This is a genomic window from Aquisalibacillus elongatus (genome assembly GCF_003843875.1).
GTDB lineage: Bacteria > Bacillota > Bacilli > Bacillales > Alkalibacillaceae > Aquisalibacillus > Aquisalibacillus elongatus.
On sequence record NZ_RKRF01000011.1, the window covers coordinates 22,324 to 39,156 of the forward strand.

A 16,833-nucleotide genomic window follows, 5' to 3' on the forward strand; every position below is an offset into this window, starting at 1 on the left:
TATCTCCTTCTAGCGAGTTCTTTTCATTAATCTGATTGATCATCTTTTTTCGATAAAACAAACGTCATGGGTTGTTCTTTACCTGTCAATAACTGGTGAACATATGACGAGGTTAATTCATACTGATCTTCAATTTTTTCAGCTAAGTGATGACTGCGTTCATACAAAATCGACCTAAAATTAGTTAACTGATGAGACAGTTTTTCTAACAGTGCCTCTTGATTTTCTAGCTTCTGATTCATTTTCTGTTGTTGTTCATCCTGGTCTAAAATATGTTCGGATAATTTTTGTTGCACGTTCAATATATCATTTAACTGCTCGGTTAACGTTTCATTTGAATGGTCTTGCTTCGTTAATTCATCAATGATTTTTTGATTGGAATCATGCAAGTCTCGTAATTCACGCAACAACTCATCATTTTTCATCTCTTCTTGTGTCATCCAATCCTCCACTTTCGCATGTTGTTGATCAACTTTTTGAAGACGGTTTAATACTTGTTGTTTAAATTGATCATGATTGTGATGGCGCTGATCAAAAGCATTTAATTGAGTAACCATACTTTTCTGCTGGTTTTCTTGCCTTTCATACAATTGATGTAACAAATTATAGGAACGAGTTAATTGGCGATTAATTTTTTGTTGGTGGTTCATAAAATCCGTCACCCGATCCGTTATTACCTCTTTTTGATTCGGTGCCTCAACAGGTTCTTTGGACCGGTATATATTCGGTTGTCCGTTAAAATATAAAGTCAAACGATCACATCCTTTTGTGACTCTGCTCTTATAACATATGCATTCACCTAAAAAAAGAGTGCCTGTCTAGCCACAGGCACTCTTTCAAATTAGGATGCATTCACTTTTTTCTTTTTCGCTTTTTCGATCTGTTTACTTCTTAATTGGCCGCAAGCAGCGTCAATGTCACTTCCTTGCTCCACTCGCACACCACAATTAATGTTGTTTTCTAATAACGTTTCATAAAAATTCAAGATATTTTGTTTACGGCTACGTTCATACGGGTGGTCCGCAACTGGGTTATACGGAATTAAGTTGACATAGGATAAATGACGTTTATCCTTCAAGAGTTCAGCTAATTGCTTCGCTTCTTCCACGTGGTCGTTCACATCATCAAGTAAAATATACTCGAACGTAATCCGGCGATTCGTTTTTTCTAGATAATAATCAATCGCTGGCATGAGTTTTTCAAGCGGATACGCTCGGTTAATTTTCATGATTTTCGTACGCAACTCGTTATTTGGCGCGTGAATGGATAGCGCTAAGTTAACTTGTAAGTTTTCATCCGCAAATTCATAAATTTTATCTGCTAAGCCACTTGTTGATACGGTAATGTGACGGGCACCAATGGATAACCCTTTTTGGTCATTCACAATACGTAAAAAGTCTAACGTGTTGTCGTAGTTATCAAACGGCTCACCAATACCCATAACGACAATGTGGCTCACGCGTTCGTCTTTTTCTTGGTCGTCTAGGTGATGCTGCACATTCATAATCTGCTCAACGATCTCACCACTCGTTAAATCACGGTTTTTACGTAATATACCGCTTGCGCAGAATGAACAACCAATATTACAACCTACCTGAGTCGTCACACAAACGGATAGACCATAATCAAATCGCATGAGTACCGTTTCGATATGGTTGCCATCCTGAAGTTCGAATAAAAACTTAATCGTCCCATCCTTTGATTCTTGTTTGACGGTTTCACTAAGTGTTTGGATGACGTAGTTTTCTTCTAATAAGTCGATTGTATCTTTATTGACATTTTTCATATTTGAAAAGGATTTAACACGTTTACGATAAAGCCAATCCCACACTTGGTCAGCGCGGAAACGCTTCTGTCCGCTCTCCACGAGCCAATCCTTTAATTGATCATAAGTTAATCCATAGATGGATTGTTTATGCATTCAAAAAACCTTCCTTTTTATAAGAATTCCTTCTTATAATTTTAATCCTCTACCTATAGTACTTAAGTTTATAAGCGATGACAAGTTGTAAGGTCTTCCAATTGAATAATTTTATAACAAAAAATGCATGCTTGTCTGAATTCAACATATAAATTAGTAACACGTCTTAAGACAAGCATAAATGGAGGGGAATACAAATGGTTAATGTGTCAACTACACAGCTTGTGCGTTACTTGGTTGGATTTGTGTTCATTGTGTCAGCTTTGATGAAAATTGTAGGAGAAGGGTTAGGAGGATACTTTACAAATCTAGGCTTTCCTTCACCGATCACATTCATGTATGTGGTCGCCATTACTGAAATTATTTTCGGACTTTTAATTCTACTCAATCGCTACGTCAAACTTTCTACCATCCCGCTAATGGTTGTGATTATTGGTGCACTCGTCATTACCAAACTCCCGATGTTACATGAAGGAATTATCCATACTTTATTCCACGCTCGATTAGACATTGTCATGCTCGGCTTACTTTTCTTACTATACCAGCAATATGACGGTAAATTTTTCAGGCCCTAACATTACCACACCTTAAAGACATAGCCTTGCTTGGTTTTCTGACCAACTTCTTCTTCTATCACTTGTTGGGTGTTTGGATCATATGTGTACTTCAACCACCCAACATAGTGCCCTTGTTTAGCAGCCTGTTGTTCTTCCCAAAGATTCACACCACTCATCCACTCTCCGGTTTGATCACCTGGTGGATTCCCTTGTTTCGGAAAACTTGAACCATTTGCGGCAATCACAGTTCCTTTCGTGAGTTCCACAAGCTTTATCGGAAACTCACTCGACGCCACCCGACAGCCCGTAAAAATAATTTCTTGATCATCACAAAATTGAACCTCGCCTGATCTGACTAACCGTGCTAAATCACTTAAATATCTAGCATCTTCATGATCATACAAACGTTGATTCAAATAAAAACCATTGATGTCAGGCCCGCCGATTTTTACACCACCCCGGTTTCCGTTCGGATCAAACGGCCAAGCATGTGAAAAAATGATCAACTTTTTAATACAATTTCGCCCGCCATCGGTTGCTTGAACCAAATGCTCCAATAGATTTTTTCCTGAACGCCATTGCTTAGCATGTTCACGGCCCACCGCATTGATCGCCCAAGACTGAAATGCCACCTCATCCCGACCTGTCGCCGCTAAGGCTAGTGGTACTTTCGCCATTTTCATCACCTCTTAGTGTTATCGTATGCGAGATTGTTGGGCACGTTATTTTTGTTTAGCACTTTTGAATTTATGCGCTAGGTTCTTCATTTTATGCGCTGGTTTTTTCGATTTACGCGGTTCGAATTTTGTCGAACGTTACCTTTTTTCTAATTTATGCGCCCTTTTCAGACCTCATATGCGCTCTTTTTTCAAAAGAAAAACCACAGAACCTTCGTCTGTGGTTTTTAAACTTATAAATTTTCTAAGAAAACTCGGATGACATCCGCACCGCCGATAAAAGTGCCAAGGGAACTTCCGATGTTCGCCATCACTACAATGAGTAAGACGCGGGTGACCTTATTACGCCAAAATCCTTTCACGGTTTGGGCGTCTTCAGATAGTTTTTCAAAATCTTGTACTTGTGGCTTTTTGACAATTGCCTGAACGAAGCCAGCGAACCAACCGGCTGCAAGGAGCGGGTTCAGCGAGCTAATCGGCGCCACTATAAAGGCGGTTAAAACCGCTAACGGATGGCCTAAAGCGATGGCTGTTCCTATAGCGGATAAAGAACCATTCCATAACACCCAAGAAATCATTTGGTAAAAACCAGCTGATGGGTTGTTTAAAAACGTATAAACGATCACGGATAGGATCAGAATCGGTATTGCCCACGCAATAATCTTCGGCTTCTTCGACTTTGGTGGAACTTTTGTTAACTGCTTTAAATCATTCTCCTGATGGATTTCTTCTTTAACACCAGGCACGTGAGCGGCACCTAGTATGGCGACCACTTTTTGGCCAGGTGCTTCTTTAATTTTTTGAGCTAAATATTGGTCACGCTCGTCAATTAAAGGCTTTTTCAAACGTGGAAAGGATTGGCTAAATTCCTGTAAAACCGAATCTAACATATCCTGAGATTTCATGCGTTCCAGTTCTTCTTCTGAAATATCATCATTGCTGAAAATACTGTAAATGATGCTCATGAGTAGTTTAAATTTTCCTGAGAAACCTAAATTACGCCATATTCTTTGAAATGTAATTTGAATATTTCGATCGGCTAGCACTAACTCCGCATCATGTTCTTCTGCTGATTCAATCCCTTGAATCATCTCCTGGCCCGGATTGATGCCAAATTGTTTAGCCATTCGATTTTGGAAAGATGAGATCATCATGTTCATCAAAAGCATCGTGGCTTTTTTCTCTTTAATGACCTTAAAAATGTCCATGTTCTTCCACTTGTTACCATCTTTAATTGACTGGTAACGTTGTTGGTCTAATTCCACGCACACCGAATCTGGCTGTTCTGTTGCCACTACTTCTTTAACTTGTTCGGCACTTTGTTTCGATACGTGGGCTGTTCCAATAATAATAACTTCTTTATCGTCTAATTGAATTCTTGTTATATTCTCTTCTGACATAACAAACCCTCTTATTTCTTTACTTTTATAAAAATAGTGTATCATTAAATCACATTTAAAAGATAATTATTTAGTAACTTTTTTCTGACACTTAATTATTATATGATGCACAACCTGTTTCGGTCATGTGCTAGAATGAGATAGATAGAGGGGGAATGAGAATGACATGGTGGAAAGATTCAGTCGTCTATCAAATTTATCCTCGAAGTTTTATGGATTCTAACGGGGATGGTATTGGTGACTTACAAGGGATTATTCAAAAACTGGATTATTTAAAGAAACTTGGAATCGATATCATTTGGTTAAGCCCGGTTTACGATTCACCTAATGATGATAACGGTTACGATATTCGAGATTATTTTAAAATCATGAGCGAATTTGGGACGATGCAGGATTTTGACCAAATGTTAGATGAGATACATAAACGCGACATGAAGTTAATGATGGATTTAGTCGTGAATCACACATCTGATGAGCATGAGTGGTTTGCACAGTATCCAGACTTTTATTATTGGCAAGATCAACCGAACAACTGGAAATCTGTCTTTGGCGGCCCGGCTTGGGAATTTGATGATAAGCGTAATCAGTATTATTTACATATCTTTTCTAAAAAACAACCTGATCTAAATTGGGAAAACCCTAACTTAAGAGAAAAGGTTTATGACATGATGCGTTGGTGGCTTGATAAAGGCGTTGACGGCTTTCGTATGGATGTCATTAATTTTATCTCGAAAGACTCTGAGCTGCCAGATACGCCAGATGGAGATGGCAGCCCTTACTTCATGAATGGCCCTCGGATTCATGAGTTTCTACATGAGATGAACCAAGAAGTGTTATCAAATTACGATTGTGTCACTGTTGGCGAGATGCCTGGAGCTGCACCAGGTGACGCACAAAAATATACAAACCCTGACAATCAAGAACTCAATATGATTTTCACTTTTGAACATATGGACCTTGATGGCGGATCCGATAAGTGGGATTTGAAGCCTTTAAACTTAGTTGATTTAAAAGAAAACTTAGAGAAATGGCAGCATGCATTGTTTAATGTCGGCTGGAACAGTTTATATTGGAATAACCATGATCAGCCGAGAATCGTCTCTCGTTTTGGCGATGATCAGGAGTATCGTGTGGAGTCGGCCAAAATGCTAGCAACCTGTCTTCATATGATGCAAGGCACGCCTTATATTTACCAAGGCGAAGAGGTCGGTATGACGAATGTGGCGTTCGAGTCAATTGATCAGTATGAAGATATCGAAACACTCAATATGTATCAAGAGAAAAAAGAGCAAGGCTGGTCACACGAGGACATCATGCGCTCGATTCATGTAAAAGGCCGCGACAACGCGAGAACACCGATGCAATGGAATGATGCGGCGAACGCTGGTTTTACCACGGGTGAGCCTTGGCTTCAAGTTAATCCGAACTATAAAGCTATTAATGTAAAACAGGCGCTTGAGGAAACTGATTCTATTTTTTATTACTATCAATCTTTAATTTCATTACGTAAAACGTACGATGTGATTACGAATGGGGATTTCACACTTATCCATCGCGATCATCCTGACATTTTTGCCTATAAAAGAGAAACTGATCAAGAAACACTAACGGTTTATTGTAACTTTAGCGCAAATGAATACGACATTAATCAGCCAAGTGGTGAAATTTTGATCCAAAACTATGAGTCGAGTCATGAAAAACTTCGACCTTGGGAAGCTGTTGTCTTTTATGAGAAAAAGGGGGAGTCATAATGAAAATCATTGGTGTTGATATTGGCGGTACAAAAGTCCGAATGGGCGTATTAGACGATGAAATGAATATTCTGTTAGATGAGCGCGTGCCGACAACGTTTCCATTAGATGAACTGTTAGAAAAAGAGATTCTTAGAATACTTAAGGACCACCCTGATGTCGAAGCGATTGGCATTGGGACACATGGTTTTGTCGATTCCAAAAAAGGGCGGATTGTATACGCTACCGACCTTTTGCCAGGATGGACTGGAACAGAGGTTAAAAAGCAGCTTGAAGAAGCAACTGGCTTAAGAGTGGAAGTCGACAATGACGCCAATTGTGCGGCATTAGCTGAAGCAAAAATCGGTGCCGCTAAAGATTATGACCGAACTGTGTGCCTAACATTAGGTACTGGCCTTGGAGGCGGCGTCATTATCGATGATTTCCTTTTATCTGGCGGGCCGAACGGCGGGGCTGCTGAACTTGGCCATATGACGCTATACCCAGGCGGTGTTGAGTGCGCTTGCGGCCGTAGAGGTTGTTTCGAACAATACGTCTCAGGCTCAGCCTTGCGCCGTCGCATTGAAGAAGCAAAATTACCATACCAACCTGAGGAAATTTTTAAAGTCGATGATCCAAAAGCAAAACAGCTAGTTAGTGAATTCACGTATGATTTAGCTGTTATTATTAGTTCATTACAAGCCACTTTCGATATGGAAGTCGTCGTATTAGGTGGCGGCGTGTCAGATGCCGCGGATCATTGGTTAGACGAGCTAAAAGGACACCTAGAAACCTTGTGGCTCAACCCAATTGACATTCGAATTGCGCAGTATAAAAATGATGCCGGCATGTTAGGTGCTGCGCAGTTAGTGTTATAATTCAGTTTATCCGCAGGTTTTGGCTGGTTACACGCAGGTTTCTCAGATTTACCTGCAGGTTGTTCGAATTTACAAGCAGGTTTCAAGAAAAAACACGCTTGGGGAGTGCGCTCCAAGCGGAGATTTCCAACTAGATTTACAAACAACTAAACCACTAGTGGAGGGGTTGGGCAAACGCCGATAATGAGTATATTGAAAACCGCTCTTAAAGAACAACCGGACCGTCCTGTTATAAATGGAAAAAGGCTGGGGAGCCCCAGCCTTTTCTTATTCGAGAGTAACTTCCTTGTGCTCGGGAGTAAATCGCCTCTGTTCGAGAGTATTCCTCCCGCGTTCGGGAGTAAACCGTCCCTGTTCGGGAGTAACTTTAGTACCCTGGCTTATTCAACAATCTAAAGATTGCAGTTTTATAATCCTCAACACCTGGCTGATTAAACGGATTAATCTCTAGCAAATACGCACTGTAGGCGCAAGATAGCATGTAAAAATAGAGTAAATAACCTACATGATATTCATCCATTTGATTCACATGAATGCCGACTTGAGGAACACCGCCGTTGAGGTGCGCTTCCGATACGCCTTTATAGGCTGTTAAATTAAAGTCATGCAGTGATAATCCTGATAAGTAGTTTAATTGATCTAAGTTGTTGTCGGCTTCAAAGACTTCTAAATCCTCGTCTGTTTCTTCAACGACTAAAAACGACTCAAATAAATTGCGCTTGCCGTCTTGGATATACTGTCCTAATGAGTGTAGATCAGTTGTGTAAACGACTGACACAGGGAAAATCCCTTTACCTTCCTTACCTTCACTTTCACCGAATAATTGCTTCCACCATTCTTGAACAAAATTCAGTTTCGGCTCAAATGTTGCTAACACTTCATTCGTGTAGCCTTGTTCGTATAAACTATGGCGAATGGCTGCGTAACGAATGGCAGGGTTATCTTCACCAAACGTCTTCAGCTCTTCTTCTGCCGCTTTTGCACCACTGATTAACCGTTCAACGTCAAATCCAGCAGCTGCAATCGGCAATAAGCCTACTGCAGTGAATACCGAATAACGTCCACCGACATCATCTGGTACAACAAAACGCTTGTAACCTTGTTCTTTCGCAAGTGTTAACAATGCTCCTTTGTTCTCATCGGTCGTCACATAGATCCGCGAAGCCGCATCAGCTCCATAACGTTCTTGCATATACTGTTGTAAAAATCGAAAAGCTAGTGCTGGCTCTGTTGTCGTTCCTGACTTTGAGATCACATTGAGTGCCACCTCTTTGTCATCAACATACGCCATTAATTGTTTTAAATAAGCTCCACTAACTTGATGCCCGGCAAAAATCACTTCAAATTCAGGGTTCTTCTCAAAATGTGGCTGTAACGCTTCAATCACAGCTTTTGCTCCTAAATAAGAACCACCAATGCCAATTACAATTAACACATCCGCCTGCGACCTAATCTGTTCAGCCGTCTGTTTAATTTGATCTAAAAATTCCTGACTTAAGCCAGAAGGCCAGTCCAACCAACCTAAAAACTCAGATCCTGCCCCTTCTTTGGCATATAATCCTCGATGAATACTTTCAAGTTTTTCTTTTTTCGTTTCTGTTAATACGTCTTCCATTTGTCCTGAATATGTAACACTTACCATAACTGAAACTCCTTTCGATTCTTCTATTATAAACAAATAAAAAGCTAATCGCTACACCTGTAACGATTAGCTTCGTTTTTAATGCACGCGCTCAACTTCATAACCGTTTTCTTCTAAAATAGATCCAATGTGTGGTTCTAACAGTAAATGCATAGAACCAACAATGACAAAGTAAGTATCCGACGAATCTTCTTCTAGAAACTCCATGATTTGATCCGCCATTTTGTAATTCCGTTCATCATTCATTGCCTCTAAAAAGGCTTCAGCTTCAGCGTCTTCTTCGTCAGATTCCACAATCAACTCATCTAGTAATGCATCTTCATCGCCTTCTTGCCATAATGCCAGCATTTCCTCGAGGTCTTCTTCGTATTGTTCATCACTGACTAACATCTCTTCTAACATAGTAATCTGATACTCTTCAGAAGCACCAGATAAAACTTGTAATTGTTCTTCTACCGTCTCTAAGTCCTTAATCTCCTTACCGTCTGAAACAGCTCTATCTAAGAAATACATATCGACACCTGATTCATACTCTAACTCCATCACTTTGAACTGTTGAAGGAGATTTGATACGTACCATGGCTTAAACATATTCAACGTTTCCATGTCCACCATCATATACCCGTCAGCAACCTCTTCAACAGACTGATATAAATCCTGTGAAATATGGTCTTGAAGCGTTGTTCCATCTTGATAAGTGCCATATTGTTGATAAAGACTCTGTGCTTCAGCCTGATCCACGTTAATTAAATCAATCTCAGGCACCACGATATCCGACTCCTCGTATGCCTCTTCTATTTTAGTATGTAATGGGTACATATCTTCAGGCCCGATATGAATCGTCCCTTGTAAATAAACGGTCGTATCACCATTTTCAACTTTCCACAAAAAACCGCCTGAACCATCTTCCTGCTCCCCATCATCATCTTCATTCTTTTCTTCCTCTTCAACATTCTCTTCCTGTTCCGTGTCATCATCTACTTGAGACTGCTCTTCCTGTTCTGGCTCATTGTCTGTGCAAGCAACGACCACAACGAAACACAGCACAACCGCTAACAGTTTTAAATACCTGCTCATCGATGCACTCTCCTCTTTCTAAAATAGATTTACTAATATCTTAACTGTTAAGTTTTAGAAAATCTATGCGTAATCAAAAATTCCTATTTTTAAACTATGCCTCATCATGCTTTTGAGACTTTATATAGCTTGAAATATAGGGGTTTATATGTCAATATTTAGATATGTATATATAAGTATAGTTATAAAACCAAAGGGAGTATAAGATGGTTAATAAAGCCGTTGTATTAGGAAACAATTATTATATAGCACTTAGCGTCCTACGAGGCCTTGGTATTCAAGGCGTTCATACTGTAGCTGTAGATTATGCTAAAAAAAATACATATGCAGCTGATTCAAAATATTGCGACGAACATCTCATTTCACCTCATTATCAGGAAGACCCAGAGGGGTTTATAGAGTTTTTAATAAATTTTGCTAAAAGACAAAATTATAAGCCGGTATTATTACCGTGTCATGACTCCTATGTAGAAATAGTCGATCAATATTTATATAAATTAAAAGAGTATTATCTCATTCCACAAACAGAACAAGGTCTTTATATTAACACAATGGACAAGGAGAAGCTTCATCGTCTTGCTGAAGAGCACGGTGTGTTAGTACCAGAGACTGTTCGATTAAATGAAGACCATTTCTATGAAAAAATTGATCAAGAAATAGGTTATCCTTGTATTGTAAAACCAACTGACTCACCTCAATTTACAAAAGTGTTTAACTGTAAAAGCTTTGAGGTAAATAATCGAGTAGAGCTTGATGAAGCCATTAAAAAAGCCACTGATGCCGAGTTAGATGTCGTGGTTCAACGAATTATTCCTGGCTTTGACGATCACATGCATACATTCGATTGTTATCTCGATCAGAATGGGGAGATTACCCATTGGACCACTGCTCAAAAGCTACGTCAGTATCCGATTAACTTTGGTGCATCTGTCTATACGCATCAAAAGTACTTCCCGGAATTATATGATATGAGCAAGAAGTTTTTACAAGGCATTGGCTTTAAAGGGTTCGTTGAAATTGAGTATAAAAAAGATGCCAATACAGGCGACTTTTATTTAATTGAATTAAACGTCAGGTTTACAAACTTTGACGCTTTATTAAGAAAAGTTGGACTTAACTTCCCGTATATCACCTATCGTGATTTGATTGGGAAACCATTGCAACCTAAGGCCGTTAAACGAAGCACAGGTATTGTCTTCTGGTACTTCTTTGAAGATATGAAAGCCATTAAAGACTATTTAAAAACCAACCAACTGACAAAACGTCAAGTTATTAAATCATTATTCAAACGGAAGGCACACGCTGTTTGGGACTTAAAAGATCCACGTCCGTTTATGTCATTTTGGCTTATAAGAATTAAACGAAAGCTTTCTTAGTAAGCACCCTATCATGATTATTAGAAAGAAGGGTTTATCTTTATGCAGTTAGACAATCTCATCCAATCGATTGATATTTTAAAATCGATTAATAAAAAATCACAATTAGATATTACTGGGCTAGCCTATCATTCTGCCAAAATTAATGATGGGAATCTATTTGTTTGTATTAAAGGCTTTCAAACGGACGGACATAAATTTCTAAAGCACGCGGTACAAAATGGTGCTATCGCAGCTGTCGTTGAAGACGTACAAGAAGACGTTGAAATCCCTCAGATTGTTGTTCAGAACAGCCGTATCGCGTTAGCTCAATTGGCGAATTTCTATTACGCGGAACCTTCTAAGAAACTTAACATGATTGGTATTACAGCCACGAACGGAAAGACGACAACAACGTTTATGACGAATGCGATTTTAGAACAAAAAGGACTTAACACGGGGCTTATCGGTACTGTCGCTGTTAAGTATGGCAATGAATCTTATCCATCTGAACTGACGACACCTGAATCTTTAGATTTACAATATTATTTAGACCAAATGGTGAAACATGAGGTCTCCCATGTCACGATGGAGGTATCATCGAAAGCTTTAGAGTCCTACCGAGTTGAAAAAGTCGATTATGACATTGTGACTTTAAATAATATTAGTCGTGAACACATTGATGATCACGGCTCATTCCAACAATACTTTGATTCTAAAGCGAGCCTTATACGAAATGCTAGTGAAAATAGTTTTGCTGTTTTAAATTTAGATAATGACTATTCAGCTTCATTAATAAATGAAACAAACGCTTCCGTCGTAACATTCGGTGTCGAGAGTAACAATGGGCATCTAACGTGTAAAAGTTTAGATTTATCCACTGGACGAGCAAAATTTACGGTTGAGGTATTAAAACCTTTTGGCAAAGAGCCGAACGTCATGCAACCTCAAACGTTCGACATTGAATTATCTGTCCCAGGCCTTCATTCAGTTTACAACTCAATGGTTGCGATTACGTGCGGCTTGCTTAATGGGATTTCCATCTCTAATATCCAAAACGCTTTGAAACACTTCGTAGGCGTTGAGCGCCGTTTTGAGTACATTTATGAAGGTGACTTTAAAGTTATTGATGACCATTTTGCTAATGCAGGAAATATCGAAGTGACCCTAAAGACCGTACAACACATGGACTACAATCAGTTCCACTTAGTTTACTCAATCCGAGGTGGAAGAGGGCCGACAGTCAACCGTGAAAATGCAGAAGCAATTGCATACTGGGCACCAAAATTAGGCCTAAAAGATGTTTATGCAACTAAAAGTGAGTCACATGTAGCCTCTAAAGACCAAGTATCTCAAGAGGAAGAAGAAGCCTTTCTAAATGTATTAGAAGAAGCAGGTATTAACGTTAACCTTTACAATGAGTTAAATGACGCAATTGATGATGCGTTAAACAAAACTCAATCAAATGATCTAGTTATTCTTGGTGGTGCACAGGGTATGGATTATGGAGCAGGTCTAGCGCTTGAATCTCTGCACAAATTAAAGCCTCATCTGTCGGATGAAGAATTATTTTTACCGCTTAAGAATCGCGTTGCAGGGGTTACGAAAAAACAACGAGAATTATTGTTAAAACTAGCGCCTCATCAATAAATAAACGAAAAGGTGTTTGACATGATAAACGACTATCCTTTAGGTGTTATAGGGGGTATGGGGCCTAAGGCGACCTCTGTGTTTTATGATCGGATTATCGATCAAACAGATGCTCACCAAGACCAAGACCATCTCAATATGGTGATTTTAAATCACGCCACCATGCCAGACCGAACACAGGCTATATTAACAAACCAAGGTGAAAAATTTCTTGATACGATTAAGCAAGATTTTAAAACCTTAGAAAACGTTGGCGTATCCAATATTGCGATTCCGTGCAATACGTCACATTTTTACTATGAACAGTTACAAGCGATGACGAACATTCCTATTATTCATATGGTAGATGAAACGGTTCGTTATATTTACGATCAGTATGGTTCAAATACAAAAGTCGGTATCTTAGCAACGAACGGTACAATCCGTACCCAAATATATGAACAAGCAGCTAAAAAATATCAACTTGACTTATATACGCCAAATGAAGCGATTCAATCGCAGGTTATGAATATTATCTATGAAGATGTAAAAGGGGATTTATCTGCAGATCCTCAAAAGCTTGAACATATTATTCAGCATTTAATTCAGAAAGAACAATGTCAAAGCGTTATTTTGGCTTGCACTGAGTTATCGTGTATTTCAATTAAACCTCAGTTAAGGCCTTATACGATTGACGCGATGGATGTTTTAGTTGAACAAGCCATTTTAAGATCAGGAAAACAACTTAAGAATAATAGCATAAGTGATCGTATGATCAGTCAAAATTTCTAATACTCGCCAAATGGCGGGTTTTTTTATGGATTTTAACCCCACTAAAATTACTTTAAATTGAAGATATTGACCGAATTTTGTGATAATATACTTATATTACAGATTTATATTTAAAGGGGTGTGACCGCACGATGAGTATTGAAAAAAAGCCAGGCCGATTGGCTCAGCATGCACTCGTAACACCCATTAAAGCTTTTATAAATTCAAGGTCCGTTATAGAAATTGAGCGTAACGACACAATCGGGTTAAAACCGCCTTATGTCATTATTTCAAACCATGTAAATAACTGGGATCCATTGTTTTTAAATTGCTATGTGGATGAGCCCATTTGTTATATTGCAGGTGAACCTTTATTCCGAAACCCTTTTTTGAAGCATATTCTCAATTACGCTGGGGCGATTCGGAAGACGAAGTTCACGAATGACACGACAACTATTCGGAATGTCATAAAAGCGAAAAAACACAATCGTGTTATCGGGATTTTTCCAGAAGGCAATCGCAATTGGGATGGAGTTAATGAGCCGATTATTTATTCAACAGCGAAACTCGTTAAACTCTTAAATATTCCTGTAGTCGTAGCTAAAATAAAAGGCGGCCACTTAAGCCACCCAAGATGGGGAGATGGTCACCGCAAGGGAAAAATTCAAATTTCATTTGAAAAACATTGGGCTGACGGGGACCTCAAAAACCTTTCAGTGGATGAAGTCTATGAAAAACTAACAGATGCAATGTTCCATGATGAGGTGGATTGGCAACAGCATGAAATGAATACATACAAGGCTAAAAATCCCGCTCACTATTTAGAACGACTGCTTTATATTTGCCCGCACTGTCAAACGCCGGGATTTATGCATTCTGTTGGTGATCTATTTTTTTGTAAGAGTTGCCAATACAAAGTAAGGTACACAGCTTATGGAAATTTTGAATCTACTAATCTACCAATACATTATGAAACACCTCGTGATTGGAAGAATTGGCAATCATCGATCTTAGATCAATATTTCGACCACCCAGATTGGCAAAATTCTTGGGCTGACTGTCTGAAGGATCCTATTAATTTGTATGTATCAAAAGATAAAAAGCCTTTCGAACTCATCGGAACAGGAAAGTTAACGTGGAATCATTATGAATTTATTTTTAAAACCGAGCAGGAAACTTTGTCATTCCAAATTAAACATGCCGACGGGGTTAATATTCAATTCCATCACAAATTAGATTTTCTATACGATGACGATTTTTATCGGATGGTTTTTTATGAACCGAGAAGCTCCGCTTACAAATGGCTTCAAGTGGCCAAACAAATTCAGAAAGAAACAAGTTCAGAACCAAGGGGAGTAACGAATGGATAACTCATGGTCTTTCGTAACGGATTTTATATTTTTATCGGTCTTAATGGTATTAGCCGCTATTATAAAAGCTAGAATACCAGCAATGAGACGACTCATTATACCAACGTCGATGATTGCTGGATTTATTGGATTATTAATGGGACCTGAGATTCTTAGACTCATCCCTTTTGATGTCGATATGCTAGGTGCAATCGTTTATCACTTAATGGCGATTGGGTTTATTGCCCTTTCTTTAAAAGACCGCCAAGTACAGAGTAGTCCAGCCGTCGTGAACTCTGGAATGCTCATTGTCTCTACATATTTACTGCAAGGTATTATTGGTTTTGGATTATTACTTATATTAGTGCAGTGGTTTTACCCTGACTTTTTCCCTGGTATAGGGTTATTGTTACCGCTAGGTTTTGGGCAAGGCCCTGGGCAGGCTTATTCCATTGGTACGCAGTGGGAAGAACTAGGCGTAGTCGGCGGCGGGAACTTAGGTCTTACGATCGCTGGAATTGGTTTTATTTGGGCAACCGTCATTGGAATTATATTAATGAACTTCTTAATTAAGAGAAAAGGATTCAAGCAAGAATTTGGAGATGCAGTAGAACCTAAGCCTGTCGTTGAAAAATCAGCGCCTGATGAGATTCCGTTAAGCGACGCTATCGATAAATTAACGTATCAAATTGCTTTAATAGGCGTTATTTACTTAATAACCTATTTAACGATTGTTGGGCTAGACATCGTCTTAACACCACTTGGCACATTCGGAGCCACGTTAGCGCAATTATTTGTCGGATTTCACTTTTTAATTGGTAGTTTATATGCCGTGTTATTCAGAGTAATTCTAAACAAAGTGCAGGACAAAGGGCTCAAGCTCGAACATAGTCCGAACAATTACTTATTACAGCGTATTGCTGGTTTCTCGTTTGACTATATGATCACAGCATCGATTGCGGCCATCTCGATTTATGCCTTAAGAGAATACATTGTGCCAGTCATTCTCATCACAACACTTGGGGGCTTGTTCACTATTTTCTATTTAGTATGGATTATCCCTCGTGTGTTTCCAAAAGATGCATTATCAAACACTTTAGGCTTTTTTGGAATGCAAACGGGTACTATTTCAACTGGCATGGCTTTAGTTAAGGCTGTCGATCCTTATTTTAAATCAAACACAGCAGATAATTTAGTCATGGGGAGTGGAACGGCTTTATTGTTTGGTTTTCCATTACTTTTATTACTGAATGTACCTGTCGTTGGGTTTGTCCAAAATGATCCTGTTATGTATCTTTATACGTTTTTAGGCTTAGCCCTTTACCTAGCCGTTTTGATTGGGGCATTATGGTATCGAACACGCCAAACAAAAACTGTCGAGTAAACGCTCGACAGTTTTCTAATAAGCTATTTAAGGATTTCGAATTTGCCAATAAGCGGTAACGGCTTCATCTGACCTCTCGCCGAATTTATGATACCTAGAATCCATAAAATAAAGACAAATAAGTTACCTAAAGGTAGGATTAATAACCAACCAATAATCGGGATAATCGTACCAACTGTATTAATGATAATAGCCGTTAATAAAAGTAAAAGTCCTTGATTCGCATGATACATAGCAAATTCGGATTCTTTAGCTGCTAATAAAGGAATGAAAAATATAATATAGGCCACAACACCCATCCCTTTATTTTCTTCCGCATCCTTACTCGTCTCCTCGCTTTTCACCTCTTCGTTTTCTTTTACTTGTTCATCACTCATATACATCCACCTTCCCATAATATAACTTATTGAACATTATGCAGTGGACTTTTGAATTATTCCTAATTTAACGAATGAAAAATATG

The 16,833-nt window shown here is 38.9% G+C and carries 15 protein-coding genes; 8 read left to right on the forward strand and 7 right to left on the reverse strand.

Annotated features, from left to right (window positions below):
* Window positions 1–26: 26 nt before the first annotated feature.
* Window positions 27–752, reverse strand: a complete 726-nt coding sequence (locus EDC24_RS11270; RefSeq protein WP_124222667.1) for a hypothetical protein — start codon at window positions 750–752, stop codon at window positions 27–29.
* 89 nt (window positions 753–841) lie between these two features.
* The gene (rlmN, locus tag EDC24_RS11275; RefSeq protein ID WP_124222669.1) at window positions 842–1,921 is read right to left on the reverse strand and encodes a dual-specificity RNA methyltransferase RlmN; all 1,080 of its coding nucleotides are present in this window, start codon (window positions 1,919–1,921) and stop codon (window positions 842–844) included.
* Between the two features lie 197 nt (window positions 1,922–2,118).
* Here rlmN and EDC24_RS11280 point away from each other — a divergent pair, with 197 nt between their 5' ends.
* The gene (locus EDC24_RS11280) at window positions 2,119–2,496 is read left to right on the forward strand and encodes a DoxX family protein (RefSeq protein WP_124222671.1); all 378 of its coding nucleotides are present in this window, start codon (window positions 2,119–2,121) and stop codon (window positions 2,494–2,496) included.
* A 2-nt stretch (window positions 2,497–2,498) separates the two neighbouring features.
* Here EDC24_RS11280 and EDC24_RS11285 read toward each other — a convergent pair whose 3' ends face one another.
* Together EDC24_RS11285 and EDC24_RS11290 are read right to left on the reverse strand one after the other, a co-directional pair.
* Window positions 2,499–3,155 (reverse strand): hypothetical protein, encoded by a 657-nt coding sequence (locus EDC24_RS11285; RefSeq protein ID WP_124222673.1) that lies wholly within the window; start codon window positions 3,153–3,155, stop codon window positions 2,499–2,501.
* A 233-nt stretch (window positions 3,156–3,388) separates the two neighbouring features.
* On the reverse strand, window positions 3,389–4,555 hold the full coding sequence (locus tag EDC24_RS11290; protein WP_124222675.1) for a TraB/GumN family protein: 1,167 nt from the start codon (window positions 4,553–4,555) through the stop codon (window positions 3,389–3,391).
* Window positions 4,556–4,710: 155 nt separating this feature from the next.
* Here EDC24_RS11290 and EDC24_RS11295 point away from each other — a divergent pair, with 155 nt between their 5' ends.
* Both EDC24_RS11295 and EDC24_RS11300 read left to right on the forward strand, forming a co-directional pair.
* Window positions 4,711–6,306, forward strand: a complete 1,596-nt coding sequence (locus EDC24_RS11295; protein WP_245998141.1) for a glycoside hydrolase family 13 protein — start codon at window positions 4,711–4,713, stop codon at window positions 6,304–6,306.
* The gene (locus EDC24_RS11300; protein ID WP_211342373.1) at window positions 6,306–7,163 is read left to right on the forward strand and encodes an ROK family protein; all 858 of its coding nucleotides are present in this window, start codon (window positions 6,306–6,308) and stop codon (window positions 7,161–7,163) included. Before EDC24_RS11295 ends, EDC24_RS11300 begins: the two co-directional genes overlap by 1 nt.
* A 367-nt stretch (window positions 7,164–7,530) precedes the next feature.
* Here EDC24_RS11300 and EDC24_RS11305 read toward each other — a convergent pair whose 3' ends face one another.
* Window positions 7,531–8,805 carry a glucose-6-phosphate isomerase gene (locus EDC24_RS11305; protein WP_124222682.1) on the reverse strand — a complete coding sequence of 425 codons (1,275 nt, stop codon included), beginning with the start codon at window positions 8,803–8,805 and terminating at the stop codon, window positions 7,531–7,533.
* A 78-nt stretch (window positions 8,806–8,883) separates the two neighbouring features.
* Window positions 8,884–9,882 carry a TraB/GumN family protein gene (locus EDC24_RS11310; RefSeq protein WP_124222684.1) on the reverse strand — a complete coding sequence of 333 codons (999 nt, stop codon included), beginning with the start codon at window positions 9,880–9,882 and terminating at the stop codon, window positions 8,884–8,886.
* A 206-nt stretch (window positions 9,883–10,088) separates the two neighbouring features.
* Between EDC24_RS11310 and EDC24_RS11315 the strand changes: the two genes are divergently transcribed.
* From EDC24_RS11315 to EDC24_RS11335, 5 genes are all read left to right on the forward strand, one after another.
* Window positions 10,089–11,258 carry a carboxylate--amine ligase gene (locus EDC24_RS11315; RefSeq protein ID WP_124222686.1) on the forward strand — a complete coding sequence of 390 codons (1,170 nt, stop codon included), beginning with the start codon at window positions 10,089–10,091 and terminating at the stop codon, window positions 11,256–11,258.
* Between the two features lie 42 nt (window positions 11,259–11,300).
* Window positions 11,301–12,887, forward strand: coding sequence for a Mur ligase family protein (locus EDC24_RS11320; protein WP_124222688.1), 1,587 nt, complete (start codon window positions 11,301–11,303; stop codon window positions 12,885–12,887).
* A gap of 21 nt (window positions 12,888–12,908) precedes the next feature.
* Window positions 12,909–13,658 (forward strand): cysteate racemase, encoded by a 750-nt coding sequence (gene cuyB / locus EDC24_RS11325; RefSeq protein WP_124222689.1) that lies wholly within the window; start codon window positions 12,909–12,911, stop codon window positions 13,656–13,658.
* Between the two features lie 131 nt (window positions 13,659–13,789).
* On the forward strand, window positions 13,790–15,007 hold the full coding sequence (locus EDC24_RS11330; protein WP_124222691.1) for a lysophospholipid acyltransferase family protein: 1,218 nt from the start codon (window positions 13,790–13,792) through the stop codon (window positions 15,005–15,007).
* Window positions 15,000–16,370 carry a sodium/glutamate symporter family protein gene (locus EDC24_RS11335; protein ID WP_124222693.1) on the forward strand — a complete coding sequence of 457 codons (1,371 nt, stop codon included), beginning with the start codon at window positions 15,000–15,002 and terminating at the stop codon, window positions 16,368–16,370. The genes EDC24_RS11330 and EDC24_RS11335 overlap by 8 nt, the downstream gene beginning before the upstream one ends.
* Window positions 16,371–16,393: 23 nt before the next feature.
* Here EDC24_RS11335 and EDC24_RS11340 read toward each other — a convergent pair whose 3' ends face one another.
* Window positions 16,394–16,747, reverse strand: coding sequence for a DUF4870 domain-containing protein (locus EDC24_RS11340; protein WP_124222695.1), 354 nt, complete (start codon window positions 16,745–16,747; stop codon window positions 16,394–16,396).
* Window positions 16,748–16,833 lie beyond the last annotated feature (86 nt).

Coding starts and splice junctions, on each gene's coding strand:
- EDC24_RS11300 (WP_211342373.1), top strand. CDS start 6,306: ATGAAAATCATTGGTGTTGATATTGGCGGTACAAAAGTCCGAATGGGC.
- EDC24_RS11290 (WP_124222675.1), bottom strand. CDS start 4,555: ATGTCAGAAGAGAATATAACAAGAATTCAATTAGACGATAAAGAAGTT.
- EDC24_RS11280 (WP_124222671.1), top strand. CDS start 2,119: ATGGTTAATGTGTCAACTACACAGCTTGTGCGTTACTTGGTTGGATTT.
- EDC24_RS11285 (WP_124222673.1), bottom strand. CDS start 3,155: ATGGCGAAAGTACCACTAGCCTTAGCGGCGACAGGTCGGGATGAGGTG.
- EDC24_RS11335 (WP_124222693.1), top strand. CDS start 15,000: ATGGATAACTCATGGTCTTTCGTAACGGATTTTATATTTTTATCGGTC.
- EDC24_RS11320 (WP_124222688.1), top strand. CDS start 11,301: ATGCAGTTAGACAATCTCATCCAATCGATTGATATTTTAAAATCGATT.
- EDC24_RS11305 (WP_124222682.1), bottom strand. CDS start 8,805: ATGGTAAGTGTTACATATTCAGGACAAATGGAAGACGTATTAACAGAA.
- cuyB (WP_124222689.1), top strand. CDS start 12,909: ATGATAAACGACTATCCTTTAGGTGTTATAGGGGGTATGGGGCCTAAG.
- EDC24_RS11315 (WP_124222686.1), top strand. CDS start 10,089: ATGGTTAATAAAGCCGTTGTATTAGGAAACAATTATTATATAGCACTT.
- EDC24_RS11340 (WP_124222695.1), bottom strand. CDS start 16,747: ATGAGTGATGAACAAGTAAAAGAAAACGAAGAGGTGAAAAGCGAGGAG.
- EDC24_RS11310 (WP_124222684.1), bottom strand. CDS start 9,882: ATGAGCAGGTATTTAAAACTGTTAGCGGTTGTGCTGTGTTTCGTTGTG.
- rlmN (WP_124222669.1), bottom strand. CDS start 1,921: ATGCATAAACAATCCATCTATGGATTAACTTATGATCAATTAAAGGAT.
- EDC24_RS11330 (WP_124222691.1), top strand. CDS start 13,790: ATGAGTATTGAAAAAAAGCCAGGCCGATTGGCTCAGCATGCACTCGTA.
- EDC24_RS11295 (WP_245998141.1), top strand. CDS start 4,711: ATGAGAATGACATGGTGGAAAGATTCAGTCGTCTATCAAATTTATCCT.